The organism is Pacificibacter sp. AS14, assembly GCF_038899935.1.
In the GTDB taxonomy this organism is placed as follows: Bacteria; Pseudomonadota; Alphaproteobacteria; order Rhodobacterales; family Rhodobacteraceae; genus Celeribacter.
Map to the genome: position 1 here is coordinate 54936 of NZ_JBBMQI010000015.1, position 26545 is coordinate 81480.

Below are 26545 nucleotides of genomic sequence, written 5' to 3' on the forward strand. Positions count from 1 at the left end.
TATTAATCAGTGTGGACATGAAAAAAGCTCTGTGTATACATTGAATCATACAAACGGCACGTATTGCAGGTCACAACGCGCGCTTGACTGAGAAAATGATCAAAAAATAGGCGGACTAAGATGGATAAGCTCAAAACACGCAGCAATCTTACTTTGACGGAAACTCTGACGATGCAGATTGAACAAGATATCGTCGAGGGCCGTCTCAAGCCCGGTGAAAAGCTGGAAGAAGAAGTGCTTGCCGCGCGCTTTAGTGCATCGCGTACGCCCGTGCGTGAGGCTTTGCGCACTTTGGCGACCGTGGGGCTTGTCCGCTTTTTGCCACGCTACGGGGCGACCGTGACCAAGCCAACGATGTCAGAGGTGATGGAGCTGTTCGAGGTTGTCGCCGAAATGGAAGCCGCCGCCGCCCGTCTGTGTTGTTTGCGCGCGACAGATGAAGAGATCGCTCGGTTGATCGAATATCACGAACTTTGCGAAGTGGAAGCGCGCAACGGTACGGCGGAAAGTTATTTTGAGGCCAACACGCAATTTCACCGCACCATTTGGTCTGCGGCTGGCAATCACGTTCTGGAAGATCAGATCGTTTTGCTTGACCGGCGGCTGTCCCCCTATCGCCGTTTCATCACCTTTAATCCCGGCCGTCAGCAAGAAGCCGTGGCAGAGCATGCCAATATTGCTGAGGCCATTCGCAACCGCGACGAAGCCGCAACAGTGCAAGCCATGCGCGACCACGTTGCTGTGCTTGGGGGCGATGTTATGGCCCTGGCCCGAAACCTACGTCTTTAACCACCACAACCACCATACAACTGTCTCACACATGAACATCAGGAGTTAACATGGATCTAAAGCTTCAAGGAAAGGTCGCCCTGATCACGGGGGCCTCAATGGGCATCGGCGAGCATCTTGCCGAAACTTTCGCACAAGAAGGCGTGCATCTCCACCTCACAGCGCGCAGCACTGACAAACTGTCCGCATTAAAAGACCGCATTCAGGCGGTAAGCGATGTCACTGTTACATTGCACCCTATCGATTTGACCGAAGCTGGGGCCGCAGAAAAACTCTCAGACGCCGTGGGTGACGTCGATATTCTGGTGAACAACGCAGGCGTTGTTCCAAGCGGAAGTTTATTTGAAGTTGACGAGGCTGCTTGGCGACAAGGTTGGGAGCTCAAGGTCTTTGGCTACATCAACCTGTGTCGCCTGTTCTATGCCAAGATGAAGCAAGCTGGCGGCGGCGTTATTGTGAATAATATCGGCAATGGTGGCGAAGTGTTTGACCCCAAATACATCGCGGGTACGACCGGAAATGCGAGTCTGATGGCGTTCACGCGCGCCCTTGGTGGTCATAGTCTTGACGACAACATCCGCGTCGTCGGGGTCAATCCTGGACCCGTTGATACCAGCCGAATTTACAACATGCTCAAGAAACGTGCCGCAAGTGAATTGGGTGACGCAAATCAGTACTCTGAGCTTGAAAAGACATATCCATTGTCGCGCCCAGCCCATAAACATGAAATCTCGGACCTGATTGTTTTCTTGGCCTCCTTCCGGTCAGGCTATACCACAGGCGCGATCTTCACTGTTGATGGGGGCATCGCCTCACGCCGATCCATCATATGACCCAGTCCTCATCACAGCGAAGCGGTCTCGTCGGCAAGCGGCTTGGTATTTTATTGCCATCGTCCAATACTGTCGTCGAACCCCTTGCGGCACGAATGTTAGCCGGCACTGGGGTGTCGGCACATTTTTCCCGCCTCGGCGTCATCGATGTCGCCCTCGGGGGCAGCTCGCAAGCGCAGTTTGAATTGCGCCGTCACGTTGATGCAGCTGTGTTGCTGGCGGATGCTAAAGTCGATGCGATTGTCTGGGGCGGCACATCGGCCAGCTGGTTGGGCACAGCGCATGACGAAGCCTTTGTCGAAGCCGTCCAAGCAGAAACAGGAATACCCACAACAAGCTGTGTCTTTGCAATGAATGCGCAAATTCAGGCAAGCGCAGGTCTCAAACTCGGTTTGGTGACGCCTTATACGAACGATGTTCATCTTAAAGTCATAGAAAACTACAAAAGCTTAGGGATCGAATGTGTGGCAAGTTCGCATTTTGGTGGCGCGCTCAGCCATGATTTTGCGGATATTATCCCTGAAGCAATCGATGGGGCTGTGCGCAGTGTGGCAGCGTTCCGGCCGGATATGATTTTCATCATGTGCACCAATCTGGCTGGCGCTTCGGTGGCTGAACGTCTGTCTGAAGATCTCGGCATCCCTATCGTCGATAGTGCCGCGGCAACACTTAAAGCGGGGCTGAACTGTCTACAGGCTGCCCCCCAATAAGGGGTCCAGCCTAAGAAGGGGGTCTGACCTAAGACTTATTCCTTTGGTCGTTTAATTCCATGTTTTGCTGCCAAACCGCGCAATCGGTAGCGACATATACAGCTCGGCTCAAAACTGCCATTGCCTGCGCCCACTGCGTTAAGATCCGCTCGGGGCCGCTCGCGTCGATCAACACAAGGGACGGAGTGCAGACATTCGCTGCGTCATGCGCTGAGGTCTGCTTTGCGAACGAAGCAGACTTCGGCTGCCCACTGACGAGTGGCCGCTTTCCTATCGTGATAAACAAGCGCTGCCGGCAACCGCCAGACGTTGCGAAAAATGTGATTACGGCAGTGAATCTGTTAATCAGAGAAAATAGCTGCTTCTGAGCGACGGAATCTGGCTTGGTTACCGTATTGTGTTTGAAGGTTGCGCGTCACGCCAACCACGCAGATCACAAAGGACCAAGCAATATGATCCCTTTACGTAGTATCGGCATGGCAGCGGCGCTCATGGCATCACCTTTATCAGCATTTGCGCACCACGGCAGCAGTGGCCAGTTTGACACAAGCACAACGGTTGAGCTTTCGGGTGAAATCACACGCATCCGTCTGGTGAACCCACATGCTTATGTTTATTTTGATTCAACTGACGAGAACGGAGAGGTCGTGAACCTGCGGTGCGAATTGCAGTCAGGCTCGCTATTGAAGCGCAACGGCTGGACCACGGATATGTTCGAGATTGGCAGCACAATTTCCATCATCGGATCACCAGATCGCACAGACCCAACCACCTGTTACATGAGCCAAGTCACCTTTGAAAACGGTGTTGTGGCCACGCGTCACAGCACATTTGATGACAGCGGCGCGATTGAGGCCGAACAGCGCCAAACAGAGCGTGACGACGGCACACCAAACATCGACGGCAACTGGGCGATGGAACGTGAAGCTGGTGCGCCTCCCGGTGGGGGTGGCCGTTCCGCAGTCGAGCTGACCGAAGCCGGTGCCGCTGCCATTGAGGGCGCCACCTCTGACGACAACCCGCGCTACCAGTGCGCGGCGACGAACATCGTGATGGATTGGTGGTTTGATCAGATGGTCAACACCATCGAGCAAGGCGATGATCAGATCATGATGACCTACGGCTTCATGGACCTTGAGCGCACTATTTATCTTGGTGACGTGGACATGCCTGACGATTACGTCCCCAATCGTGCAGGATTTTCAACAGGTGAATGGGATGATGACACTTTGATCGTGACCACGACCGGATTTGATGAGGGGTGGATCAACGCGCCGATGGGCGAAGGCGAAGGCCCCGGTGCCCGCCCTGAGGGGAACGACGATACTGCAGCAGATCGACCTGCGCGCCCTGAAGGCGCTGGAGGTCCTCCATCCCCAGTGAAAAACAGCCTTGAATTGGTCGTGACCGAAACGTTTACGCTGAATGATGACGGCACCGTTTTGACGCGCAACTATACGTTTGAAGACCCTATCTATCTTGAAGCCCCCATTACAGGGTCCGACGATGTCACCCTCACCAGCGATGCCTATGAAGCTTATGCCTGTGATGATCTGACCGAAGAACGCTCAGAGTCTGCGGAGTAATCTATGGGGCCGCACAATCGCGGCCCCAACGCTTCTCACTCATCAACAGGTTAAATTTAGCCGTTGTCAGACCCTGCCGATAAAGCGGAACCATATTCCTGACAGAAAGACATGACATGGAAATGCTATTCTGGTTGGAGGATTCATTCGTCGGTTTGACCGTCTCCAGCACCCAATGGGGCTATCCCATTGTTCTCTCTCTTCATGCGATCGGCATGGCGACGCTTGTCGGCGTGGCCTTGATGCTAACGATCCGCGTTTTAGGCTTTGCGCCGTCCATTCCCGTGACATCGATGGCACCTTACTGGCGCGTCGCTCTTGGTGGGTTCATTTTGAACTTGCTGTCGGGCAGCGCGCTGTTTTGCGGCAACGCGTCAGAGCTGTTTTTCAACTGGGCCTTTCGTATCAAAATCGTGCTGGTTTTTGTCGGCTTGGCTCTCACATGGCGGTTGGTTCAAATCTGCGTTAAGCGCACGGATGAAGTCTCGTCCGCACATCGCAAGCTGGCCGCAATCGCAATGGTCACATGGATTGTCGCGATCATTTTTGGCCGCCTCATCGGTTACTGGTCCTAAGGGGAACATGATATGAATACGTTGCTCAACTGGGTCATTGATACTCTGAATTCTACGGCGCTGAGCGGGTTCATCATGACCAATGCTTATCTATTTCCATTTTTGGAAATGGTGCATTTCATCGGGTTGTGCCTGTTGTTCGGGTCGTTGATTGTGGTGGATTTACGTGTGTTAGGTTTTGCCAAAGCCCTGCCGATTGCCCGTGTCGACCTGTTCGTGCGCTTTGCGCTGATCGGATTTGCGATCAACTTGATATCTGGGACCTTGTTCGTGATCGGGGATTCTGATCGTTACCTCGTGAACTATGCGTTTTGGACCAAGATGGGTTTGATTGTCCTCGCAGGGCTGAACACTGCGTATTTTGTGCGTCGGATCAAACCGCAGATGGATCATGGGTTGGCCTCCCAAAACCTGACGAAGGACGCAAAGGTGGTTGCATGGCTGTCACTGATGCTTTGGGCCTGCGTTATCATTCTGGGGCGGTTTATTCCTTATGTTGAGGACCTGTAAAAACCGCACAAGTCTGGCGCTGTGGGTAATGCTTGTTGGCCTTTGTATGGTCTTGCAAGCTCACGCCCATGGCGTTGCGGCACAAGATCAGGGGTTTCTCGCCGGCGCGGCTGGCATCAACCTTGGCCCTTTTATCTATCTGGGGGCCAAACATATGGTCACCGGATATGACCATCTGCTGTATCTGGTTGGCGTGATCTTTTTTCTAGGCAAGCTGCGGGATGTGGTGACATTTGTCAGCCTGTTTGCGCTGGGTCACTCGATCACATTACTTGCGGGCGTTCTGTCCGGCATCAACGTGAACCCTTATGTCATCGACGCCATCATTGGCCTGTCTGTTTGCTATAAAGCGCTGGAAAACCTGCATTTCATCCGGCTTTTTAATCCCAAGATTGCTGTCTTCGGGTTTGGGTTGGCGCATGGGTTTGGGTTATCGAGCAAGCTACAGGATCTTGCGCTGTCCACAGACGGGTTGATCGCAAATATGCTGGCTTTCAACCTTGGGGTTGAACTGGGACAGGTGATCGCGCTGACCGTCTTGTTCGCGGCCTTGGCCAGCTTGCGCACGCGGCCCAATTTTCCATCCCTTTCGACAAACGCAAACATCCTGTTGTTCACCGCAGGGCTGGTCATGTTCGGCCTGCAAGCGGTTGGATATTTCACGTCATAACGGAGAGACCATCATGAACCTTATTTCAAAACTCACCCTTGGGGTCGTTACTGGCGGCGCGCTTTTGATCGTCGCTGTTTTACCAGCGGAATACGGAATTGACCCGACAGGTTTGGGCAAAAAATTTGGCCTGACCGCATTGGCGGCCCCCACCGTGACCATCGCGCAATTTGAGGGCGATTTGTCATTCAACGTTGGAGACTATGATCCAACTGCAGAGTTGATCGATGAATCCGTCCAGGGCTTGATCCACGTTGAGGATGCACCATTCCACAATGAGGTTATCGACATCCAGATCGAGGACTACGGCGAGGTCGAATACAAATTCGTCATGCCCGCTGACACGACATTTGTGTATTCATGGCAGGTGTTGGACGCGCAGGGCGATGGCGTTTACTATGATTTCCATGGCCATCCGTCCTCCGAAGACGCCGTGAATTTTCCCGAAGACTTTGAAATGGCCTATGCCAGAGGAGAAGGCTTGACCCAAAGCGGGTCTTTTACCGCGCCGTTTGCGGGCTACCACGGGTTCTACTTTATGAATATCGAAGAAGGCCCCATTACAGTGCGCCTCAACATCAGCGGTTACTGGGACGAGAGCAAAGAAATGTACCGCGCCATCAAGGGCGAAATCGTCACAAACGAATCTTTTTAAGTGAATGGGGCAACTCAATCGCGTTGAAATGCAGTAATTTTTTGTCGAAGGATCCAACGAATTGAGAACAGGCATGATCGGTTTTTTTTGCGACAGGTCCACACATGGATTGGTGCAGTATTGGCAGTGTCCCAGATCGTGGTCACGCTACCGAGAACCGTTCTCGACCTTTGGAACACAAATGGTCGGCCAGAAGACTGGTTGCTCAACCTGAATGCCGTCCTTGGTGTTCACGAACAAGCAAGTGAACACCTGCGCCTTAGCTGCCAACGCATTGCGATCCCAATAACAAGGTGATGTGGCGGAAAGTCAGTCACCGCATCGCACAGTTCAATAAATAATTATTTAATATCAATTATTTATATAAAAATTCCGAATGGGTAAGTATCGCAAAATGTGTAGCAAGGCATTGCAGCCGACTTTTGGTTGCGGGAGGACGCTACCACCGCAACCTCCCTAGCCTATTTACCAACATTCCCATTCAGCGAGAGTCTCTAAATTTAGTATCGACTATGGACTGGTACAGTCGAAAAGTTCTGTCCCAGCGTTCATCAAACAGCGTAAAGGCAGACATTTGTATTGAGGCTCTGAAAGAGTTTATCAGAACATCAGACGTCCGCTTAAAGAAACGGGATCGCCAGTTGCGCTTTCTTGCAGGCTTCAGTCTTCGATGGTGCAATGCCCCACTGGTCTGTCCGACCTCGAGCCCAAGTCCAGTCTTCAGGTCCGCCGACGCAGTAGGTGCCGTCGACCTGCAAAACCTCTGCTGTATGCTCAATGACCATTCCGAAAGGATCAACAAAATAGAGGAACACATTGTCCCCAGGTCCGTGGCGGCCAGGCCCCCAGCCAATGCCGAATCCTGCGTCACACATCCGCCCCGAGGCCTTCATGACAGCCTCCCAATCCGGATGGTTAAAGGCAATATGGTTCAGCGTATCCACTTCGGCAATCGCGAGAACAATCGAGTGGTGATCGGAATTGGTCCGCAAAAACCCCATCATTTTCGAGCGATCAGTCAGCACGAAACCCAACCCTTGTTCGAGGAAACGAATATCGGCCTCAAGATCGCAGGTGTTGATATTCACGTGCGCCAGCCGGTCAGGCATGTGCCGCCCTATGTCTAGGATCGGCGCGACTTGGGCGTCCCCTTGCACGACGCGGTAAAGCCGCCCCGACGGGTCGCGCAACGCAAATCCCATGCCGCCACCGTGGTCTTGCAGCACGGATATCTCGCCCTCGGCGGTGCCGCCTGCGGCGACCATGCGATCACGCAGAGCCGCAAGATCAGTGCCCGCCGCCGCGCGAAAGGTCATGGAAAGAACGCCAGTGGCCTCGCCTTGCGTCAAACGCAGGACGTAGACATCAGAACCACTCGCGCGCAGCCAGACGGAGTCGGTATCGCGCGATGCCTCCTCCAACCCCCAAGTGTCGGTATAGAAAGCGACGGCGGCGGCAAGATCGGGCGTCACAACTTCGACGCTGCGCAGTCCTTCGAAGGGAAAATCATGCGCCATGTCAGCCTTCCGCCACGATTTTGCTGAGCAAGCTACCTACGCCGTCGATCCGCACCTCGATCTCGTCACCGGGTCTCATCCAAACCGGCGGCGTGCGCTTGGCGCCGACACCACCGGGCGTGCCGGTGGCAATCACATCGCCTGGCGACAGCATTGTGAATTGCGACACATAGGCAATGATAACTGGGATTGGGAAGAGCATGTGCGACACCGGCGCTTCTTGCATAATTTTGCCGTTCAAAATAGAGCGCACGACAACGGCATCAAGGTCGTCGATTTCGTCTGGCGTCACCAGTTCAGGGCCGAAAGGCGCGGTCCCGGGGAAGTTTTTGCCAGGGATAAACTGGTTGGTGTGCCACTGCCAATCGCGCAAGGACGCATCGTTAAAGCAGGCAAAACCAGCGACATGATCCATCGCCGCAGCTTTGGAAATATTGCGCCCCCCCTTGCCGATGACGATCGCCAGCTCGGCCTCGTAATCAAGATTATCCGACACCGCAGGGCAGATCACAGGGTCATGTGCCCCAACAAGAGTATCCGCAAAGCGCGTGAAAATCGAAGGGTGCGCAACCGCAGCTCGGCCCGTTTCTTTACGGTGGTCTTCGTAGTTATGACCAACACAAAGGATCTTGCTCGGATCTGGGATAACAGGCAGCAACCTAACCGATGACTTGGGCAAACGCGGTGCTGGCCCATTAAGGTTCAGTGCATCAAGGCTCAGGGCATCCTCAGCAATGGCTTGACGCAGACCGACAGGCGCGTTTGGAAGCGCCCCGAGATCGACAACATCGCTGCCCTCAACACGCCCCCACGATGCACGACCTTCATGTTCGAAACTGATAAAACGCATTTTAATATTCCTTCTTTTTTGCCGCTATCAGGAGCTGGCACCCTTGGTTGAGTTGGGCTGTCAAAGGCCCATGGCCAGTCCGAGACCGACAATTTCGTCATTCATTTGCGATGCGTTTTCACAGACTGCCGCCGTGTAGAAATCTGGCCGCACCAAAACGTGATTGGCCCGATGTGCATCGAACCACGCGTCGAAGTGGCCTTCTGGGTCTGATAGATCGCGGTCCCCCATGATTTGACTGGCCCCGAGCTGTGCTAAAACGGCTTCCGCCTCAGGCGTCAGAAACAGGTCACCCCGCGACAGCAGCACCCAACCGCCCCCCGTCACAGCATCAAACAGCGCTCCGTCATCGCGAACGGCAGGATTGATGAACCGTTCCCCCGCGCCTGCCCCGATGATATCGGACGCAATTGGCGCGATCAGATCAGCCGCAGTGCGGATATCGCGCTGCGCTCGGACCCGCTCATCACGCGCTTGCGCCTCTGCGGGGTCAAGGACACAGATATACTGCCCTGCATCAATAGCTTTGCCGATGACATGCCGCACCTGTGCGTCACGCTCGGGTTGGTAGGTGTCGAGCAATTTGGCATCGGCATCGCCCCCAATGACCAAAGCCAGTTTCCAAGCAAGGTTCGCGACATCGCGCATCCCGTGGCACATCCCCTGCCCAAAGAAAGGCGGCGTCTGATGCGCGGCATCCCCAGCCAAAAAGACAGGGCCAACGCGCCAATCCGTGGCCACAAGACCGTGAAAGCGGTAAGTGGCCGCGCGAATGATACGGTGCGGCGCATCTCGCACCCAAGGTTCAACCAGCGCCGCGACCGTTTCAGGCTGGGACATCTGGACATCATCCTCTCCAGGCAGCAGCATGAACTCCCAGCGTCGATGAGTGCCACGGCCCGGCACGATGGTCGCTGGACGAGCCGGATCGCACATCATCACCGACAGCCGTTGCAGGTTCGCGGTTTTGGGCACACCCGTCAGATCTGGAAAGGAAACCAGACCATCGACCTCGGCATCGACCACCAGCCAAGGTTCTTCAAACTTAAGATCGTCCAGTTGCACACCGAGCGCCTTGCGCACCATACTGCGGGCCCCATCTGTCCCCAGCACCCAACGCGTTTGGACCGTCTCGTCGTTCAACGTCAGGCACGCACCCTCGTCGTTGATGTCCAGCCCCGTCACCTCTTGGCCCAAACGCAAGGTCACGTTCGGATAGCGCGCCAGACCCGCCCGCAGCACGTCTTCCAGCTCTGGTTGGTAGAAAAAGTAATCATTAGCGTAGCCAAAAGCGCGAGGCTTATCCACCGCACTAAGATACCGGAGCACCCCGTGATCGGCCCCGATATGCAAATGCCCGTCACCCGCCAGAAGTTTGTCTTCGAAGGGGGCGAGCAGATCTACATCTTCCAGCAGCCGCAGCATTTCGTGATCCACATGCACCGCGCGCGGCAATGCATAGGGCGCCACGTCACGCTCAAGGACCAGCACACGCAGACCCGCTTGCCCCAAAAGATTGGCGGCATAAGCCCCCACAGGCCCGCAGCCGACGATTGTCACATCCCACTCAAGTGTCATCTGTTTCCTCCGAAATTTATGTTTTGCTGTGCGGCCGTCAAAAACCGGCACCCACGAAAAGCCTTGTCAATAAAGCACTTCGGGCAACCACAGGGCCAACTGCGGCACAGCGAAGAGCAGGATCACCAGCAAAACGGGCGCGGCCAAAAAAGGCAGGATGCCGCGATAGACCGTCCCCATAGATAATGTCGCGCACTGCGCCTTGATGATGAACAGGTTCATCCCGACGGGTGGCGTTATTAGGCCCAGTTCGACCAGTACAGCCACCAGCACACCGAACCAAACTGGGTCAAACCCAAAGCCCGTTACGATAGGTAGGAAAACTGGCACCGTGATCAGCACCATCCCAATGCCTTCAAGAAAGCAGCCCAAGACAATGAAAATGGCCACGATCAGCCCCATCACAAGTGCTGGCGAAAGCTGTGCGGCCTGCGCAAGCGCCAAAAGGCTTTCCGGCAGTCGGGTTTGCACAACAAAATTGGCAAACATCGTTGCGCCGATGATAATCATGAAAAGCGCGCAGGAAATGAGAACCGATGCCTGAACGGCGCGAATAAACCCCTGCACGGTCAGCGTCCGACGTAAAAAGCCGATGATCACCGCGCCAAACGCACCGATTGAAGCGGCCTCGTTTGGGCTGAAAACGCCAGCATAAATCCCGCCAATGGAGACGATAAAGACCAGCATAAACTGCCAAGGGCGCAAAAGTGCCAAGATACGCTGCGCCATGGAAACCTTTTCGGCATCCGGCGGTGGGCCTGCACGTCCCGCAAGCATGACCGAGATGGCCATGTAGAGCAGCATCAGCACGATGCCAGGGATCATAGAGGCTGCGAACAACCGGGACACCGACGTCTCGGCAATCGACCCGTAGATCACAAGAATGATCGACGGTGGGATAAGGATGCCCAATGATCCGCCTGCCGCGATGGATGCTGCAGAATAACCGTCTTTGTAGCCCGCCTTTTGCATCTCTGGCATGGCGATGCGGGTCATGCTTGCCGCTGTCGCCACCGAAGATCCACAGATCGCCCCGAAAGCACCCGATGCTGCAATCGATGCGATGGAAAGCCCCCCGCGCACGCCGGTCGTGAATATTCGCGCCGCTGCGAAAAGTTCAGCGGACATGCGAGACCCCGATGCCACCTCGCCCATCAGGACGAAGAGCGGGATCACTGAAAGTGCGTAATTCAAGGCCGTGTCGAAACTGCCCGTACCTGCCAGCATTGTGGCCACAGGCAAACCGTTGAGCAGAATATTCCCAACGATGCCAACCATAGCCAGCGCCAACCACACGGGCTGACGTAGCATCAAAAGCACGAACATCGCGCCGACGCCGGTGAGGCCAAGAGTGAAAACACTCATGGGTTTGTCTCCAAATCACTGGTGGTATCGGCTTGGGTCTGATGTCGGCCGATCAACCGCCGCAGCGCCACCCAGACGTTGCCAGCCAACCCGACAAAAGCGATCGCCCAAAGTGTCCACTGCGGCACGCCGAGCTCAAGAGACCGGTCCCCGTATGTGTAGGCATCCCGTGCAGGCCCATACATAGACCAGCCAAGGAACACGAAGAAAACGAGCGTCCCAAACGAGGCGATCCATTTCAAAAATCCAAGGGAACGTGGTGGCAAAAAGGTGTCGATAAGGTCAATCACGATTTCGCTGCGCTGTGCGACGACAGGCGCCATGCCGAAAAAAACCATGACCAGCAGGCTAAATCCAACCACGTCATATGCACCCTGCACTGGCGTATTGAAGGCAAAGCGTAAAACAACGTCAGACACCACGGTCAGCATCATCACAACAATGGCAAGCGAGGCAATATAATGAAAAATTCGCGTCAAGCGATCCTGTGAAAGCATTACGCCCTCCTTTCATTAAAGGGTAGAGAGCCATGCCCCCTACCCCTGTGAATTTAGGACAGCCTGATCACTTCGTGTAGGCAAAGAGAAATGCGGACCCCGGCGCGCCAGTTGCGTCGACTTCGCTGACCATCGCGTTTAAGATCGGCGTGAACTCTGTCTTGAGTGTGGCCATCTGGTCGTCTGAAAGACCCACCATTGCGCCGCCAGATTCGATCATGTAATCGCGTGCTGCGGCCTCTCCCTCGTCAAGCATCTTGCCAAAAGCCTCAGCACGGTCAGGGCCTGTAGTGTCATCGACCAGTTTCTTCAGCTCGGGACTAAGACCGTCATAGGTCTTTTGGTTCATCACCACCGCAAAGGCTGCAGAGGCCAAACCTGGCTCAATCGAATAATCCAGCACAGGGCCAAGATCGAACGCCTTGGTCGCCTCAAATGGAAACGCGGTGGCATCCACAACCCGTTTGGACAGTGCATCGCCGGTCTCGGCTGGCTGCACAGGCACCGGAGACGCTCCCAGAACCTCAATCATCTGCTGCCAAATCGTACCAGCATAGCGCACGCGCAGCCCCTCGAACGCAGACAGATCGGATGGATCTTTCGACGCAGTATGCAGTTTCAACGGCGGCGTGACCGCCATCCATAAGGCATGCGTCCCTTCAAGTTCGTCGGTCAAATATTCAGGCGCCAACTCTGTCAACCGTCGCGAGGTCACAGCACTGGTGCTGCCAGCGGACGGGTAGGTCAGCGGTAGGCCTGCGAGCTCTGCCATCGGGAAACGCCCCGGCGTCGCTCCGCTGAGCACGACCGACACATCTGCGGCCCCTGTGCGTGCCAAATCAAATTGGCGTGGCGCAGGTCCAAGTTGGCCAGAGGGAAACAGCTCAATCGTCAATTCGCCATTGCTTTTCGCGGCCAGCTCCTCACCCCATTGCGTAAGCATCTGATTAAATGCGTGATTTGGCGGTAGAAATGTCGACACTTTAAGTGTTTCCGCAAAAGCCGCTGGGGCAACCCCAAGTAACAGTGCAGCCAAGCAGAGTGATTTATTGATAGTCATTGTCTTCCTCCCATTTGATGATTTTCAACCCGAACCTCCCGCTCCGGTCATGGCAATTTTAGCCACCTCTCCTCAAGGTCCGGCCAATAGCGTTCGCCAGACTGCCGCAAAGTTTTGCTGGCGACAGGATCGGCAAAAGCAGCGATGCCTGTTGCATAACTCTGCCGCGTCTGCATCGCGCGCAGCCAACCGTCTATGGCGGGAAACTCATTTAGCCACAGACCAGAAAAACCAAGCCGGTCGAGCCGATCAACATAGGCGATCAGAGCAACATCCACTTTCGAAAATGCCGACCCCATCATCCAATCATGCGCCTCAAACGCCGCTTGCATGTCTGTAAAGGCCCGACGCAATACCAGCAGCGCCTGCATCACGTGAACCGAGGCAAGCCCATCCTCAAGCAACGACTGGCGCTTCGCCCGCGACACTGGATCTGGCATGCGCTCAAGATCCTGTGCAATTTCCTCTGGCGTCTTTTTGGCTCTAATCCTGTCCCGTGCAGCGGTTGAAAAGGACAGCGTGTTGATTGCCGCATGCATGTCCAGCGTGCGCAGCATCCAATGATCTGCAGCCACCTGTGCCGCCTCGCCCTTCGGTGACAACTGCCCTGACCCCATTTCGCGATCTAGGTACTCAAGGATGAGGCTCGACTCGACCACCACCAGCCCGTCATTGACAAGCGTCGGAACAACAGCTGACGGGTTCAGTTTTCGGTAATCAGGGGCGAACTGGTCCCCCTTTTGCAGATCCAGAATAACACTATCATAGCTCAGCCCGAGTTCGGCAAGACCGACCCGCACCTTCTGAGAACATACGCTGGTTGAGCCGTGGTAAAGTATCAGCATCAGTCATTCTCCCTCGCCGTGAAACCAGCACATTTCGCAATGCCGTCGGCCAATCACTGTAGGAGAATGGCTAATATATATAAAATTATCAGTCAACATAAAATATATATATTTACCTTGTTCTGGAATAATATATACAAGTAGCTGCGCAACGGAGGGCATCAAATGGACGGCGGCAGGACAGACCATGATAGGCTTAAGGCAAACAGCCTTGCAGATAGGCTTCACGACCAACTTCGCACAGACATCCTAACGGGGCACCTCGCTCCGGGGCTGAAACTACAGATGAAGCTCCTCACAGAACGTTACTGTGCAGGACAAACCCCGCTGCGCGAGGCGCTCAACCGGCTGTCATCAGAAGGGCTGGTCGATAGCCGCGTGCAGCGCGGGTTCTTCGTAAAGCCTGTCCATCTTGACGAACTGCGCGAACTGACGAAAACGCGCTGCTGGCTGGAAACGATAGCTTTGCGTGAATCCATCGCGAATGCGACACCAGAATGGGACGAAGAACTCATCATTGCCCACCATCGGCTAACCCGCACGCCGCGCTCGCTTGATCCTGATACATTCGACAGTAATCCAGATTGGGAACCACTACACCGCGACTTTCACAAGACGCTGATATCACGCTGCGGCTCACATCAATTGCTTGAATTCTGCGAACAACTGGCCGACCGGCTCTATCGTTACCGAATGCTGTCGATCCAAAAAGTTTTCACCACACGACATGTTCGCGATGAACACGCCACTATGCTGCAGCTCGTGCTTGACCGAGATGCGACTAGGGCCATCGAAGCGCTGATGCACCATTACGAACAAACAGCGGCAGCCGTTCTTGAGGATTTGGGCCCAATAATTCATCAAGATCAGTCCTGATTAACCCTTGGATTGCTCTCCTGCCAGCACTGGGGTTTTCTTGATGAAACGCCTTTCTATCGCCAATAATTTCAGACACTTAAAACCAAAAAACTAAATATTTTTGCGCCCTAAGCATGTCAAATTGGAAAAATATGATGACCCACCAGCATGAGAATGGAAGCCGTCATTGTGCCCATGGCGCGATCGATATTCACAGCCACATCGTCCCGTCGACCTTCCCAAAATGGGCCAAAGGACCTGTGCCGTCTGGGTGGCCGAGCACCGAAATTTCGGATTGCTGTCACCGCACAGTCGTCATCGACAGTCGCCCGTACCGCACCGTCAGCGATGCCTGCTGGACGGCCTCACGCCGCCTCGAAGATATGGATCGTAGTGGAATTTCGGTTCAGGCCCTGTCACCGATGCCCGAGCTTTTCAGTTATTGGTTGGACGCGCATGTGGCGGCGGATCTGACCCGCTACATCAATGATGTCATCGCAACCATGGTGCACGAGGGGCGCGGCCGGTTTGTTGGCCTCGGAGGGGTTCCATTGCAGAACCACGATCTGGCGATGAAAGAGTTACACCGTCTTAAACATGAGCTTGGTTTTGCAGGAATCGAAATCGGTAGCAATGTGAATGACACCCCCATCGGCGACCCAAAGTTTGCCGAATTCTTCGCAGAAGTGGCGCGGCTCGACATGTCAGTTTTCGTACATGCAGTCCGTCCTACAGGAATGGACCGACTGGTTGGCCCTGCAAATCTGCAGCAAATTCTTGGATATCCGAGCGATATAGGTCTTGCCGCGGCATCCATCCTGACCGGCGGCCTGCTTCGCAAAACACCAGGTCTCAGGATTGCCCTAAGCCACGGTGGTGGCACTTTTTCTGCGCTCCTTCCACGACTGGAGCAAGGCTTTCGCACGTTTCCAGCGGTGGCCGAGGCGCTTGAAACGTCCCCCAGCATACAGGCACGCGCCCTCTTCGCTGACAGTCTGACGTTCGATAAAGAGATGTTGCAACGTGTGGTCAAAGTTTTTGGTGAAGATCGCGTGATGATCGGCACCGATTATCCGTTTAACTTTCGCGAAACGGACCCTATCGGGCGACTTCACGACGCCTTTAAACAAGAGCCGGTGCTTGATCGACTGAAGCACGGCAATGCGCGGGCATTCCTTGCGCTAGACGGATCTGTTGCGCTCGACGGATCAGTGACGTGATCTGCCCAATAAGACACTCTTTGCAAGTTTTACGTCACAAGAAAAGTAGCCAATGATGACAAACTTCCTTTTGCCTCCTGAAGATCGCTATCCTCGGATCGAAGACCTTGCGATACAGGCACAACGGCGGATGCCTCGTTTTGCTTGGGCGTTTTTAGAACACGGCTCAGAGCATGAGCAGCGCCTTGCCAAAAATTTAGCGGCCTTCCAAGGGATCGACCTGTCACCACGCTATCTATCGCAGGCAACGAAAATCGATACGTCTGTCGACATTGATGGCATCAGCTATGCCTACCCTTTTGGCGTCGCCCCTGTCGGACTGGGCGATCTGATCTGGCCCGGCGCAGATCGCGCAATCGTTCAGGCCGCAGCGGCGCAGAACATTCCTATGGTGCTCAGCACTGTCGCTTCTCTTTCTATCGAAGATGCATCGCAGCTGTCGCGCGGAAACCTATGGTTTCAACTTTATCCGACGGTGTCGCGCGAGATTCGCGATGACCTACTTGATCGTGCACAAGCAGCTGGAATTCGTAATTTGGTGATCACAATAGATGTGCCAAGCCCTGCACGCCGCGAGACGGCACGCCGCGCGGGGCTGCCTCCGGGCGGACGTATCAGCGCGGCCTCAGTCCTGCAAACGGCGATGCGCCCCCGATACGCGCTTGAGGTTTTGCGCAAAGGCATTCCAACCTTTGCAAACCTCACAGGTTATGCAGAAAAAAGGTCTCAAAGCGTTGCCAGTCTGGTTCAAAGCGAGCTTGCGGCACGCTTTAGCCCTGCCGACATCAAGAATGTACGCGCGCGTTGGCCACACCGGATCATCATAAAGGGAATACTGACGCCGGAAGATGCAACTGACGCATTGGATCTTGGTGCCGATGCCCTTTGGATGTCCAACCACGGTGGCCGCCAGAGTGACGCGTTGCCGACGCCAGTTGATCGTTTGCCTGCGGTGCGCGCAAGTGTGGGGAATGCTGTGCCAATTTTTCTTGATAGCGGCGTGCGCAGTGGATTGGATGTGCTGAGGGCCATGTCACGTGGGGCGAATTGCGTATTTTTGGGCCGACCGCTTTACTATGCCGTGGCAGCGATGGGCCCTAAGGGCGCAACACATGCCATTGACATTCTTGCCAAAGGACTTAGCCACTCAATGATCCAGCACTCTGCGGTGTGTGACCGACACCTATCGCGCAGCACCTCCAAGCCCCTGTAGTGAGACAGAGAAACCTGTCGGAAGCGGGAATATCTGGGAACAGCCGGTAAATTTCGGCTAAAGGCCTTATTTAAAAGGAAATATCTAGATGCTGTGCGTGCAACATTCCCTAAGCAAAGAGTCCTGCGGGAAAGCCTATACGCCACATTGAGTTTAGCATGGGCCAAGACACTTGAAACGGGCGCTACGGTTCTTTTCGGTAGTGCAGTTGAGCGCTCCAAACCCTCTTTGGGCTATCAGCGCTATTGGGGAGGAACGTTGCGTGCCGGATTTGAAACAAAGATCACCGACACGTTGCGTGTCGGCGTAAACCTGAGCGCCACATTGCGACAGTATGACAACGATTTTTCCGCTGTGGATTACGCGCGTCGGGACGAAATCTATCGGTTTGGTCTCTCCTTGTCTGACAGCCGGATTAAACTCTTGGGGGGCACACCAAAACTGTCCTGCGGCTATAAAGTCCAAAATTCAAACATTTCGCTCTATCAGTCGACGTCGACCGATTGCCGTATTGGTTGGTCTTACCAGTTTTAATAAAATGATCGCGACCCGCATTTAAGACGCCATACGGCACGGGTCATCTGGGCGAGCCAGCTGTAAGATCAGAGCCTTGATGTGCTGTGTCAAAACCAGATGCCCCGCATTTTCAACCCCGTGGAATGTGGCATCCAGCAAGGTTTGTACAATCGTTTGAGGATCAACGCGTAGCGCTGATCAATGCGGCTGGCGGCAAAGGGGCACAATAATGCGCATCGAAATCTATGCCAAAAGCGGTCGCTTCATAAAATGCGAAATCCCCTTGCCACAGCTATGTCAGCGCAAATGGCGTGAGACAAAAAGATAGGATTCCGCCTCTTTAATGTCCCCAAAAACGCTTAAGTCCAGACGATATGTTCAATTTCGGTCAATCAACCACCATATTACCAACGGTACCCGACACGAACGCTTCCGCCGAAATCTGGTGTATCGCCGCTATATATTGTAACCAAATTGGAACTCGCATAGAAGCCTGAAGGCCCACCATATTCGCCGTTCAACCCCAAAATCAATGAATCACTGCTTGGCGCGGCCCCTGAAGTCGTAAAACTAATTCCGGAAATGGCCTGAAACGTTGCATTGGTCTGTGTCGACGTATTGAACTCGTGTGCCCATGACGCGCGCAACCTTAAGGATGTGCTGTCATTTTCCGCCAGCTTGACGGCGACACCCAATTCGCTGCGCAGTGATCGCGTTGTTTGCGCAGCGTAATCCAATGCATAGGTCGAGGACCCCGAAACAGTTGTCTCAGAATACGCGGGCGCCTTTAGGCTTTGCGCTCGTAGCGACACGAATGGGGTGAAGGTGCCCATGAAATACCCTGCCTCGACATGCCCTGCCAAGTTTGAGGTGGTGACCTCGCCCCTAAATTGGTCAATGCCAGCAACGCTGATTGTCCTGTCAGTCGTCACATCATTGCGGCCATAAGCCAAGGCCCCGCTGACATAGCCCCTGTCAAAATCTCTTGTGCCAAAGACGGCAAAGCTCACGCTGTCACTCTCAGCGCTTGCCAATCCATCCTCTAAGGTCAGGCTTCCTTGGTCAAAGGCGAGTGCAGCACCGAATGTGCTATAGGCGTCGGCGAAGATTTCCACCCCTACGGCCAGACCGCTGGTATAAATTGTTCTGTTTTGGTTGCCCGTGGCGGCAGACCCTTCTGCTTCGCTTTTGCTGCCGTACCCCGACGCCCACACGCCCCAGTTTTGTGTCTGTGGCGCCGCTGTGGCGTCAGAACCTGAAACCGATCCAGCAGGAACAGCATCATATTTTGATGTATAGTCGTTGGACCGATCCCGAACCGATCCGATAGGCGCTTCATTATCTTGGGCCGGGGCCAGTTGCTGTCGCGAAGTTTGTGGTGCCCGAGTCACAAGATCAATAAGCGTATTCATTGACTGAAAACCCATTTGGGAAACACCGGTTGAGACTTCCCCCGAGAGTTGAACAAGGCTGGCGGACAGCTCTGCGCGTGTCAGGACGCTCGATAAAATTCCAAAGCTCTGAGGAATGCTGCCAGATTCGATTTCGCGCAATGCCAGAGCACGCGCCACGTTTAAAGCATTGTCTGGTAAAACCTCGCGCAAAGCTGCATCTATGATGGGCGTGTCGTCATCCGTGGTCCCGTCATCACCGGACCCATCATCGGTGGTGCCACCGTCAGTCCCATCGTCGGTCCCGTCATCGTCAGTCCCATCGTCGGTCCCGTCATCGTCAGTCCCATCATCGGTGGTGCCATCGTCAGTCCCATCGTCGGTGGTGCCATCGTCAGTCCCATCGTCCGTTGGGTCACTGCCAGTGTCGTCGTCATCGACCGGATCGTCGTCATCAGTTGCTTCACCATCTGAGATGACATCTATAAAGCTGACGCCTTCTAAAACACAGGTGCCGATTGTGTTTGTGTCCAGCGTGATGGAGCCATTTCGGGCGAAAGCTGACCCACAATCCAGCGTCGCAGCCGTGTTCAAGCTGATGCTGGTCAAGGCGACGATCTGGCCGTAGAAATCTGCAGACGTATCCAAAGTCGCCGAACTGCCGACGCGGTAGAAAATGTTGCCGCCCTGTGCTCCGTTCACAAGGACCACACTTGTGCCGCTTCCTGCCGTCAGGGTCGAACCGATGTTAATAATGAAAATCGCATTGGGGTCGCCACCGGCGTCAAATGTAAGCGTTTGGCCCGCTGACAGCAGCGCGCCGGAATCAAAATTGTAAACGCCTGGTAAAAGCGTCATCCCGCCCAGATCTTGCCCCGTCAGGTCGCCACCTGTTGACGTCGGACGCCCCGATAGAAAATTGTACAAGGTCGTCAGATCATCCTGAAGTCGCACCCCTACGGCATCGCCGATGAATGTTGTGCCCGTCTGGGTGACACTGCCGGACCCCGTATATGAAATACCAGGGCTAACGGCGATATTTCCGTCGATTGTTGTTGGTCCGGTGTTGGACAATGACTGCCCTGCAATAAGCGCGAAACTGGGCAGCTCTTGTGCATATCCTGGATTTGCGGTTAAGAAACTGAGTGGTGAAATTGCCAAAAAGCAAATAGCTGTTGAGCGTGTAGTCAATGACATCACGAGTCCCCTAACATGAGAAAATTATTAAAAACGAGGAACGTGTTGCGCTTACACAAGCGGGTCACGTTTCAAGCTTGGAGCTACTACGGTAGCTGCATAACAACCCATACGGTTAATATTTTTAATTAGACACGCTTAAGTTGCTTAAGGTAAAATGCGCGTCCTTTTTATCACATTCGTGTGCATCACGACTTTGGTCTCATAACGACGTTTCGATATTCGCTTTAGATGAGCTTCACTGGCTGCTTTCGAGCGTTCTTGCCGCCTAAAACCAACACTTTGTGGTATACACATTGGCCAGCCATTCTAACGCTCACGGTACTGGGCTGCACTCCTGCTTTTGGCTAGGCATCAGAGGCAGGAACGCTCAAATGATTAAATCACAACCCATGTTTGGACGATAAGTACATATTTTTGGCCTTTTGGTTATTCAAAGTACGAAGGTTTCATCCGATATGTACTCCACAACCATCCAAGAAGGAAAAAGACATGTCTTATTTAACAATCAGCCGTCGCGCAGCGCTCATCGGTGGAGCTTTGGCTGTCGCTGCACCTGCCATCATCGCCTCCACGACCAAGGCGCAAGCAGCAGGGTCCGATCTGCCTATGCGCGCCCTTGCTCAGTTTTCCGTTGGTGACATGAAAATCACTGTCATTGATGACCTATTGTTCACTGTCCCAACAGCCATTTTCGGCGCGAACGCACCTGAAGGCAGCGTTGATGCGCTGTTTGCCAAATATGGCTTGCCCCAAGAATCTGCGAATGTGCAAGGGTCGGTCTTCTTGGTTGAAACTGGCGATGCCAAAGTGTTGATCGACACTGGCATGGGAGACATCACCTTGCCGGACGCCATAGTTGATAACGGCCGCCTGTTCGCGGGCTTGAAAGCCATCGGCGTCTCCCCTGAAGACATCACTCACGTGTTTTTGACTCACGGTCACTACGACCACATTGGCGGCGTGACGAAAAACGGCGCGCCATGTTTCCCGAATGCTGCGCACTTCATGTCGCAGATTGAACTGGATTACTGGACATCCGCACCGGGTACAGAGGCAAACTTCGAAAACCTGATGCTCAGCTACGGCAACGACAAACTAAACCCGATTAAGAATCAAATCCAGATCGTTGGCGACGGTGACGACATCGTGCCGGGCATCACTGCCATCGCAGCACCGGGCCACACAGTGGGCCACATGGCTGTCATGCTGGAAAGCAATGGCGAAAAGCTGCTGCACCTGATCGATACATCCGTGCATTACATCGTGGGTACAAATGAGCCGACATGGGCCTTGGGCATCGAGCAAGACCCAGCAGCGGCGCTTGAAACACGTGAACGTCTGTTTGGTAAGGCTGCTGACGAGAACCTTATGGTTGCGGGGTATCACTTCCCGTTCCCAGGTGTAGGTCGCATGTCCCGCACAGAAGCGGGCGCGTTCCTGTACACGCCTGTTTCAGTGGCCTAAGCTGATCAAAATTTCCCTTGGCGACGTTTAGATGTCGCCGAGGGATCACCCTCAACAAAAGGCAAGCATGATGGATCCGCTCAGCGACGTTCTTGAACTTTTGGGGTTTAGAAGCTCAATCTATTTTCAGAAAAACTTTTGCGGAAATTGGAAGATGTCCGTGGCCGATACAGGTTTCGCACAGTTTCATTATATCGTCCATGGCACTGCCGTTATCGAGCACGAAGGCCGCGTTGAACATATGTCGGCTGGCGATCTTGTCGTTTACCCCAAAGGGGCCACCCATGCGATATGCGACACTCCCGAAAGCCCCGCCATATCCGGTCAGGACTTAATCGCCCTTATGCAGGCTGGCGATGAACCGTTCCTTGCAGGCGAGGCCACGACAAGGATGATTTGCGGCCATTTCGAATATGATCTGACCCATCAGCACCCACTTGTAAACAATCTTCCATCACGGATATTGTTAAAGACAGGCGAGATGGAACTCGGAACGCTTGTGTCCTCGCTCATCTCTTTGATCGTGAACGAAACGCTGACAAAAGAAATGGGCAACCGCACGGTAACGCAAAGTCTGTCTCAAGCCTTGTTTGCCTCGATACTACGCGCGCACTTCATACAAGAAGAGGACAGTCAGATCGGATTCTACGCCGGGATGCGCGATACGCGGATCGTTTTGGCGCTGTCGGCCATTCATGAGCCCGATGGATGGAGATACAACCTCGCTGATCTGGCATCAATTGCAGGGATGTCGCGATCATCCTTTGCTGCAAATTTTAAAACGCATATGGGCCAGACACCAGGGGACTACGCCTTAAGCTGGCGCATGTTCAAAGCCCGCCAAGCGCTTGAGAAACCGGGGCGAACTGTTGATGAGATCGCCCACGTTTACGGGTATGGCTCAAGCAGCGCATTTTCCAGAGCGTTTCGCGCTGTGATGGGCGTTAGTCCGAGCCAGATTAAAACGCTCCACTAATGGACATTGAACGTACATTCAGCATTGGTCACTTCGGGCTCATTGCAGTCATTTACCACATAATGTGCCTACGACTGCTTTGGGCCAAAAGCAGCAAAAATAGAATGCAGGTGACGACAATTTTTAGATATTGACCATTATCGGCCTAAGCCTAGAGAAATCATGCTCCATAACGCCAGTTGGAATTTGCAAAGCGCACTGTGGGCGCAAAGCATGCGTAATTGGGCAGCCTTTCGCTTTTAGGCCAAGCTCCCACTAAGATCACAGAATAGCTGTGAATAAGGGAGATAGATGATGGAATATTATGTTGGACTGGATGTTTCGCTGCGATCCTGTGCGCTTTGCATTGTCGATGGCAAGGGAGTGATGCTGTTTGAACGGGAGCTGCCTTGCGATGTTAATGAGATCGCGGACTGCCTTTCTTTCCACATCCGATTGAACGTATTGGCTTTGAGGCTGGTGCTATGAGCCAGCATCTTTTCTTTGGCCTGACTGGAGAAGGTTTTGATGTCGTTTGCATGGAGGCTCGGCAAGTGAATGCCGCCTTGTCAGCAATGAGAAATAAGACAGATAGAACAGTAGAACAGATGCGCGAGGCATTGCTCAATACTGCGTACCGGCTGGTTCAGTCCCGTTCATATGAAAAGTCGTGAGGCGCATGGCCTTCGCGCGCTGCTGAGCACACGCAAGGCTCTGCTGAAGAAAACGATAAATTTGGCAAACGAGGTTCATGGGTTACTGAAGATTTTTGGCATTCGTTTGCCGCAAACAGTGAAACACGGCAGTTTTGATGGCGTTGTGCGGCCTATGATCGAGATAGATGACATTCTGGCACATCTGCCTTGATTCCATGTATTGCCTTTGACCGCGAGATCCAAACCCTCGGCGGGTTTTTGCCGGTACTTCATTATCTGACTATTTTAGTCATTTACTTACCTTACTAAAATAGTCATGTTTATATGTGACACTTAAAGCTTAGGTATTTCATAATGTTAGAATGCAGTTTCCCTGATCTTCGTTGCCACAGAGCACGCTTGTTTCCCGTAATCTTAGCTGGAGTATGCGCAGCCTCACCGGCATTTTCGGTTGAGGTTACTGTCCAGGTTCAAATGGCGGAATACGCTGGCAAGGAGGCGTATTTTGCCTTGTACCTCGTTGACCCTGACAGCCGCTATGTGGAGACGCTGCACGTTTCGGGGCCGGATGATGATTATCACGAGGATCTCGCCCGTTGGTGGCGATATCTGACGCGCAGCGATCAAGACATTGCGCCCATCACCGGACCGAGTATCAAGTCGGGCGAGCGTCGCCTCATTACTGTGACGATCGATGACGCCATGATTGACGCCGGATACAGTCTGCGCCTTGAGACTGCGGTCGAAGAGCAGCAGACCGTGCCCGACGAAGCTGAGATTTCGCTGACCGAAGAGGGTATCGGTGCACGGGTTGACGGAAGCACCTATGTGCGGTTCATCCGCTACCAGTGGTAAGCGACCGTGCTGCGGCGATTTCATTCCATTCTGGGGCTCAGTGCGACGGCACTTGTCGTCGTATTGGCGCTCAGCGGAAGCTATCTGGGCTTTCATGCGGCTGTAGATGCCGTGCCATTGCCAGCTGATCTTAGTCTGCGTGATGTGCTGGAGGCAGTCGCGCGTCAAAATACCGGACTGGAAATCACAGACCTAAGACGGGACGAAGACGGAAGGCTGATCCTGTCATATGTCGCCGAAAATATGCGTCAGATAGGCGTACTGGACCCGATGAGCGGGGGCGTTGAATCGCTCGCACCAAGAAGCACGTTTTATTCCGTGATTGAGGATTTGCATCGATCATTCATGCTGGGTCAAACGGGGCGCGGCATCGCGGGCGCAGTTGCCGCAGTGATGACGATCCTGTCGGTGTCTGGGCTATGGCTTTTGATGCGCAGGCAGGGCGGGTTGCGCGGATTGTTGGCGCCGGTGCGTGGGCGCTGGCCGGAACGGTTGCACACCCATCTTGGCCGGTCGTTGGTGCTGCCGCTGGTGCTATCCTCTTTGACAGGCGTGTTGATCTGTCTGGATAGTTTTGATCTTTTGCCAAAAACACCCCGCATCGTACTGCCTGAAAGCAGTGGCACTGGTGTCATGATCGCCCCGCAGGACATCCCGGGTTTGGATGCAATCGCATTGAAAGAATTTCGCCGTTATTTGCCGCCAATTCCCGGTGATGATTGGGATGTGCATGCCGTGACAACCGTCGCGGGGATCATGGTTTTTGATCAGTTTAGCGGTGCGGAACTTGCGTTTATTCCGGCGAAACCAAGCAGTATCTTGCTTGAATGGGCATCGCTTCTGCACACGGGGCGCGGTCTTGGTTGGCTGGCATTTGCATTGGCAATGATGGGTGTCTCTGTCCCGGTTTTTGCCGTAACAGGAGCCGCTATTGCACGTCGGCGTTGGATCGGGGGCACCGGACGGATTGCCCACAATGTGCCTGCCGCAATGGCGGATACCGTCATTCTTGTTGGTTCTGAAGGGGGCACAACTTGGGCCTATGCTCGCGCGCTGCATGCCACATTGACCGCCGCCGGACAATCAGTTCATACAGCTAGCCTGAATGAAACACGCGCACGCTATCCTGAAATGCGCACCCTGTTGATCCTTGCTGCGACCTACGGGGATGGCGCTGCGCCACAGAATGCCGCGCGCTTTTTGGGCGGCCTGCCTAGCATCGATTGGCCGAAGGCGGCCCGTTTTGCAGTTCTAAGTTTTGGCGATGCAAACTTTCCGCGTTTTGGTGCATTTGGTGACAGCATCAACGCGGCGCTTGAGATGAAAGGGCTAACCTGTCTCATGCCTCTGACGCGGGTGGACCGCCATGCACTTCAGACGGTCGAAGCATGGCAGTGCGGCCTTGCCTGTGCCTTGGGCGTTGCGCTGCCGTTCACCTATACGCCACCGACTCCGCCGACACGCACACTCGCGTTGGTTCGACGCAAAAGCCATGCGATGAGCGAAGCTTACCGCACGGACATTCTGACGTTCCGGCCGGTGAAGGGGCGTTTCGCACGTCATAAGGCGGGCGATCTTCTGGCGATTTATGCACAGGGTGCGGCACCGCGTCTTTATTCTTTGGCGTCTTGTGGGCAGGGCGAGCAGGTCGAAATTTGCGTCCGCCGCCATCCCAACGGCCAGTGCTCTCCTTTTCTGTGTGACATGCCCAATGGCACCACTATCGAGGCGCGTTTACTGCGCAATCCGGGCTTTCATGCGCCCAGATACCGCAGTGCGGTCCTGATCGGGGCGGGCACCGGTATTGCACCGCTTGCTGGTATGGTCCGGTCAGCCCGATCCAATCGAGGCCATTTGATGTATTTTGGCGGCCGCGATCCGCAACTGGACGCGCTTTATGACTTTGAAATGGTGTCTGCCCTCACGGATCGTCGCCTGAGCCTTTTTCGGCAGGCATGGTCCCGAACCGATACACGCACATACGTACAGGACCTCGTCCGCGAAGATGCTTCGCACATCGCGGGACGCATCCGGCGCGGTGCGGTCGTTATGGTCTGCGGTGGTCCCGACATGGCCGCCGCTGTCCGGCGTGAGATTGATCTCGCCCTCACCCCCTTCGACCTCAGTGTCGCCAGCCTGCGTGCAAGCGGACGTTATCGCGAAGATACCTACTAACC

The 26545-nt window shown here is 54.2% G+C and carries 25 protein-coding genes; 17 read left to right on the plus strand and 8 right to left on the minus strand.

Translation table 11 applies throughout. From position 1 onward, the window contains the following. Nucleotides 1-120: 120 nt before the first annotated feature. From WNY38_RS13705 to WNY38_RS13740, 8 genes are all read left to right on the plus strand, one after another. Nucleotides 121-789, plus strand: coding sequence for a GntR family transcriptional regulator (locus tag WNY38_RS13705; RefSeq protein WP_342857914.1), 669 nt, complete (start codon nucleotides 121-123; stop codon nucleotides 787-789). Between the two features lie 50 nt (nucleotides 790-839). Continuing rightward, nucleotides 840-1622, plus strand: a complete 783-nt coding sequence (locus tag WNY38_RS13710; protein ID WP_342857915.1) for an SDR family oxidoreductase — start codon at nucleotides 840-842, stop codon at nucleotides 1620-1622. Then, nucleotides 1619-2332, plus strand: coding sequence for an aspartate/glutamate racemase family protein (locus tag WNY38_RS13715; RefSeq protein WP_342857916.1), 714 nt, complete (start codon nucleotides 1619-1621; stop codon nucleotides 2330-2332). The genes WNY38_RS13710 and WNY38_RS13715 overlap by 4 nt, the downstream gene beginning before the upstream one ends. A 452-nt stretch (nucleotides 2333-2784) precedes the next feature. Next, entirely contained in the window at nucleotides 2785-3918 is a 1134-nt protein-coding gene (locus WNY38_RS13720) for a DUF6152 family protein (RefSeq protein WP_342857917.1), read from the plus strand. Between the two features lie 116 nt (nucleotides 3919-4034). Next, a complete protein-coding gene (locus tag WNY38_RS13725; protein ID WP_342857919.1) occupies nucleotides 4035-4493 on the plus strand; it encodes a hypothetical protein in 459 nt (152 codons plus the stop codon). Nucleotides 4494-4505: 12 nt separating this feature from the next. Beyond that, entirely contained in the window at nucleotides 4506-5003 is a 498-nt protein-coding gene (locus tag WNY38_RS13730; protein WP_342857921.1) for a DUF6644 family protein, read from the plus strand. Between the two features lie 28 nt (nucleotides 5004-5031). After that, nucleotides 5032-5673: a HupE/UreJ family protein gene (locus WNY38_RS13735; protein ID WP_342857922.1), complete on the plus strand. Its 642-nt coding sequence runs from the start codon at nucleotides 5032-5034 to the stop codon at nucleotides 5671-5673. Nucleotides 5674-5686: 13 nt separating this feature from the next. Continuing rightward, nucleotides 5687-6328: a hypothetical protein gene (locus WNY38_RS13740; protein WP_342857923.1), complete on the plus strand. Its 642-nt coding sequence runs from the start codon at nucleotides 5687-5689 to the stop codon at nucleotides 6326-6328. Between the two features lie 620 nt (nucleotides 6329-6948). Here the strand turns inward: WNY38_RS13740 and WNY38_RS13745 are convergent. The 7 genes from WNY38_RS13745 to WNY38_RS13775 form a co-directional block, all read right to left on the minus strand. Further along, nucleotides 6949-7845, minus strand: a complete 897-nt coding sequence (locus WNY38_RS13745) for a VOC family protein (protein WP_342857924.1) — start codon at nucleotides 7843-7845, stop codon at nucleotides 6949-6951. A gap of 1 nt (nucleotide 7846) precedes the next feature. After that, nucleotides 7847-8695, minus strand: a complete 849-nt coding sequence (locus WNY38_RS13750) for a fumarylacetoacetate hydrolase family protein (RefSeq protein ID WP_342857925.1) — start codon at nucleotides 8693-8695, stop codon at nucleotides 7847-7849. 60 nt (nucleotides 8696-8755) lie between these two features. Beyond that, the gene (locus tag WNY38_RS13755; RefSeq protein ID WP_342857926.1) at nucleotides 8756-10273 is read right to left on the minus strand and encodes a bifunctional 3-(3-hydroxy-phenyl)propionate/3-hydroxycinnamic acid hydroxylase; all 1518 of its coding nucleotides are present in this window, start codon (nucleotides 10271-10273) and stop codon (nucleotides 8756-8758) included. A 66-nt stretch (nucleotides 10274-10339) separates the two neighbouring features. After that, nucleotides 10340-11638: a TRAP transporter large permease gene (locus WNY38_RS13760; protein ID WP_342857927.1), complete on the minus strand. Its 1299-nt coding sequence runs from the start codon at nucleotides 11636-11638 to the stop codon at nucleotides 10340-10342. Further along, on the minus strand, nucleotides 11635-12135 hold the full coding sequence (locus tag WNY38_RS13765; RefSeq protein ID WP_342857928.1) for a TRAP transporter small permease: 501 nt from the start codon (nucleotides 12133-12135) through the stop codon (nucleotides 11635-11637). Before WNY38_RS13765 ends, WNY38_RS13760 begins: the two co-directional genes overlap by 4 nt. Nucleotides 12136-12202: 67 nt before the next feature. Continuing rightward, nucleotides 12203-13195 carry a TRAP transporter substrate-binding protein gene (locus WNY38_RS13770; RefSeq protein WP_342857929.1) on the minus strand — a complete coding sequence of 331 codons (993 nt, stop codon included), beginning with the start codon at nucleotides 13193-13195 and terminating at the stop codon, nucleotides 12203-12205. A gap of 47 nt (nucleotides 13196-13242) precedes the next feature. Further along, entirely contained in the window at nucleotides 13243-14040 is a 798-nt protein-coding gene (locus WNY38_RS13775) for a glutathione S-transferase family protein (RefSeq protein WP_342857930.1), read from the minus strand. A 165-nt stretch (nucleotides 14041-14205) separates the two neighbouring features. On the opposite strand from WNY38_RS13775, the gene WNY38_RS13780 reads away from it, so the two are divergent. The 4 genes from WNY38_RS13780 to WNY38_RS13795 all read left to right on the plus strand — a co-directional run bounded on the left by WNY38_RS13780 (nucleotide 14206) and on the right by WNY38_RS13795 (nucleotide 17865). Next, a complete protein-coding gene (locus WNY38_RS13780; RefSeq protein ID WP_342857931.1) occupies nucleotides 14206-14916 on the plus strand; it encodes a GntR family transcriptional regulator in 711 nt (236 codons plus the stop codon). Nucleotides 14917-15032: 116 nt separating this feature from the next. Next, a complete protein-coding gene (locus tag WNY38_RS13785; protein WP_342857932.1) occupies nucleotides 15033-16118 on the plus strand; it encodes an amidohydrolase family protein in 1086 nt (361 codons plus the stop codon). 52 nt (nucleotides 16119-16170) lie between these two features. Beyond that, nucleotides 16171-17331 carry an alpha-hydroxy acid oxidase gene (locus WNY38_RS13790; protein WP_342857933.1) on the plus strand — a complete coding sequence of 387 codons (1161 nt, stop codon included), beginning with the start codon at nucleotides 16171-16173 and terminating at the stop codon, nucleotides 17329-17331. A 147-nt stretch (nucleotides 17332-17478) separates the two neighbouring features. Next, the gene (locus WNY38_RS13795) at nucleotides 17479-17865 is read left to right on the plus strand and encodes a surface lipoprotein assembly modifier (RefSeq protein ID WP_342857934.1); all 387 of its coding nucleotides are present in this window, start codon (nucleotides 17479-17481) and stop codon (nucleotides 17863-17865) included. A 386-nt stretch (nucleotides 17866-18251) separates the two neighbouring features. Here WNY38_RS13795 and WNY38_RS13800 read toward each other — a convergent pair whose 3' ends face one another. Continuing rightward, nucleotides 18252-20435, minus strand: coding sequence for an ice-binding family protein (locus WNY38_RS13800; protein WP_342857935.1), 2184 nt, complete (start codon nucleotides 20433-20435; stop codon nucleotides 18252-18254). Between the two features lie 492 nt (nucleotides 20436-20927). On the opposite strand from WNY38_RS13800, the gene WNY38_RS13805 reads away from it, so the two are divergent. The 5 genes from WNY38_RS13805 to WNY38_RS13825 all read left to right on the plus strand — a co-directional run bounded on the left by WNY38_RS13805 (nucleotide 20928) and on the right by WNY38_RS13825 (nucleotide 26543). Then, nucleotides 20928-21902 (plus strand): MBL fold metallo-hydrolase, encoded by a 975-nt coding sequence (locus WNY38_RS13805; RefSeq protein ID WP_342857936.1) that lies wholly within the window; start codon nucleotides 20928-20930, stop codon nucleotides 21900-21902. A 67-nt stretch (nucleotides 21903-21969) separates the two neighbouring features. Then, nucleotides 21970-22878: an AraC family transcriptional regulator gene (locus WNY38_RS13810; protein ID WP_342857937.1), complete on the plus strand. Its 909-nt coding sequence runs from the start codon at nucleotides 21970-21972 to the stop codon at nucleotides 22876-22878. A 464-nt stretch (nucleotides 22879-23342) separates the two neighbouring features. Beyond that, nucleotides 23343-23531, plus strand: coding sequence for a hypothetical protein (locus tag WNY38_RS13815; protein ID WP_342857938.1), 189 nt, complete (start codon nucleotides 23343-23345; stop codon nucleotides 23529-23531). A 336-nt stretch (nucleotides 23532-23867) separates the two neighbouring features. Beyond that, entirely contained in the window at nucleotides 23868-24368 is a 501-nt protein-coding gene (locus WNY38_RS13820) for a DUF2271 domain-containing protein (RefSeq protein ID WP_342857939.1), read from the plus strand. Nucleotides 24369-24374: 6 nt separating this feature from the next. Continuing rightward, nucleotides 24375-26543, plus strand: coding sequence for a PepSY domain-containing protein (locus WNY38_RS13825; protein ID WP_342857940.1), 2169 nt, complete (start codon nucleotides 24375-24377; stop codon nucleotides 26541-26543). Nucleotides 26544-26545: the final 2 nt, after the last annotated feature.

Excerpts from the sequence above, each read along its gene's own strand:
- WNY38_RS13705 (WP_342857914.1), top strand. The coding sequence starts at position 121 with ATGGATAAGCTCAAAACACGCAGCAATCTTACTTTGACGGAAACTCTG.
- WNY38_RS13710 (WP_342857915.1), top strand. The coding sequence starts at position 840 with ATGGATCTAAAGCTTCAAGGAAAGGTCGCCCTGATCACGGGGGCCTCA.
- WNY38_RS13715 (WP_342857916.1), top strand. The coding sequence starts at position 1,619 with ATGACCCAGTCCTCATCACAGCGAAGCGGTCTCGTCGGCAAGCGGCTT.
- WNY38_RS13720 (WP_342857917.1), top strand. The coding sequence starts at position 2,785 with ATGATCCCTTTACGTAGTATCGGCATGGCAGCGGCGCTCATGGCATCA.
- WNY38_RS13725 (WP_342857919.1), top strand. The coding sequence starts at position 4,035 with ATGGAAATGCTATTCTGGTTGGAGGATTCATTCGTCGGTTTGACCGTC.
- WNY38_RS13730 (WP_342857921.1), top strand. The coding sequence starts at position 4,506 with ATGAATACGTTGCTCAACTGGGTCATTGATACTCTGAATTCTACGGCG.
- WNY38_RS13735 (WP_342857922.1), top strand. The coding sequence starts at position 5,032 with ATGCTTGTTGGCCTTTGTATGGTCTTGCAAGCTCACGCCCATGGCGTT.
- WNY38_RS13740 (WP_342857923.1), top strand. The coding sequence starts at position 5,687 with ATGAACCTTATTTCAAAACTCACCCTTGGGGTCGTTACTGGCGGCGCG.
- WNY38_RS13745 (WP_342857924.1), bottom strand. The coding sequence starts at position 7,845 with ATGGCGCATGATTTTCCCTTCGAAGGACTGCGCAGCGTCGAAGTTGTG.
- WNY38_RS13750 (WP_342857925.1), bottom strand. The coding sequence starts at position 8,695 with ATGCGTTTTATCAGTTTCGAACATGAAGGTCGTGCATCGTGGGGGCGT.
- WNY38_RS13755 (WP_342857926.1), bottom strand. The coding sequence starts at position 10,273 with ATGACACTTGAGTGGGATGTGACAATCGTCGGCTGCGGGCCTGTGGGG.
- WNY38_RS13760 (WP_342857927.1), bottom strand. The coding sequence starts at position 11,638 with ATGAGTGTTTTCACTCTTGGCCTCACCGGCGTCGGCGCGATGTTCGTG.
- WNY38_RS13765 (WP_342857928.1), bottom strand. The coding sequence starts at position 12,135 with ATGCTTTCACAGGATCGCTTGACGCGAATTTTTCATTATATTGCCTCG.
- WNY38_RS13770 (WP_342857929.1), bottom strand. The coding sequence starts at position 13,195 with ATGACTATCAATAAATCACTCTGCTTGGCTGCACTGTTACTTGGGGTT.
- WNY38_RS13775 (WP_342857930.1), bottom strand. The coding sequence starts at position 14,040 with ATGCTGATACTTTACCACGGCTCAACCAGCGTATGTTCTCAGAAGGTG.
- WNY38_RS13780 (WP_342857931.1), top strand. The coding sequence starts at position 14,206 with ATGGACGGCGGCAGGACAGACCATGATAGGCTTAAGGCAAACAGCCTT.
- WNY38_RS13785 (WP_342857932.1), top strand. The coding sequence starts at position 15,033 with ATGTCAAATTGGAAAAATATGATGACCCACCAGCATGAGAATGGAAGC.
- WNY38_RS13790 (WP_342857933.1), top strand. The coding sequence starts at position 16,171 with ATGATGACAAACTTCCTTTTGCCTCCTGAAGATCGCTATCCTCGGATC.
- WNY38_RS13800 (WP_342857935.1), bottom strand. The coding sequence starts at position 20,435 with ATGTCATTGACTACACGCTCAACAGCTATTTGCTTTTTGGCAATTTCA.
- WNY38_RS13805 (WP_342857936.1), top strand. The coding sequence starts at position 20,928 with ATGTCTTATTTAACAATCAGCCGTCGCGCAGCGCTCATCGGTGGAGCT.
- WNY38_RS13810 (WP_342857937.1), top strand. The coding sequence starts at position 21,970 with ATGATGGATCCGCTCAGCGACGTTCTTGAACTTTTGGGGTTTAGAAGC.
- WNY38_RS13815 (WP_342857938.1), top strand. The coding sequence starts at position 23,343 with ATGAGCCAGCATCTTTTCTTTGGCCTGACTGGAGAAGGTTTTGATGTC.
- WNY38_RS13820 (WP_342857939.1), top strand. The coding sequence starts at position 23,868 with ATGTTAGAATGCAGTTTCCCTGATCTTCGTTGCCACAGAGCACGCTTG.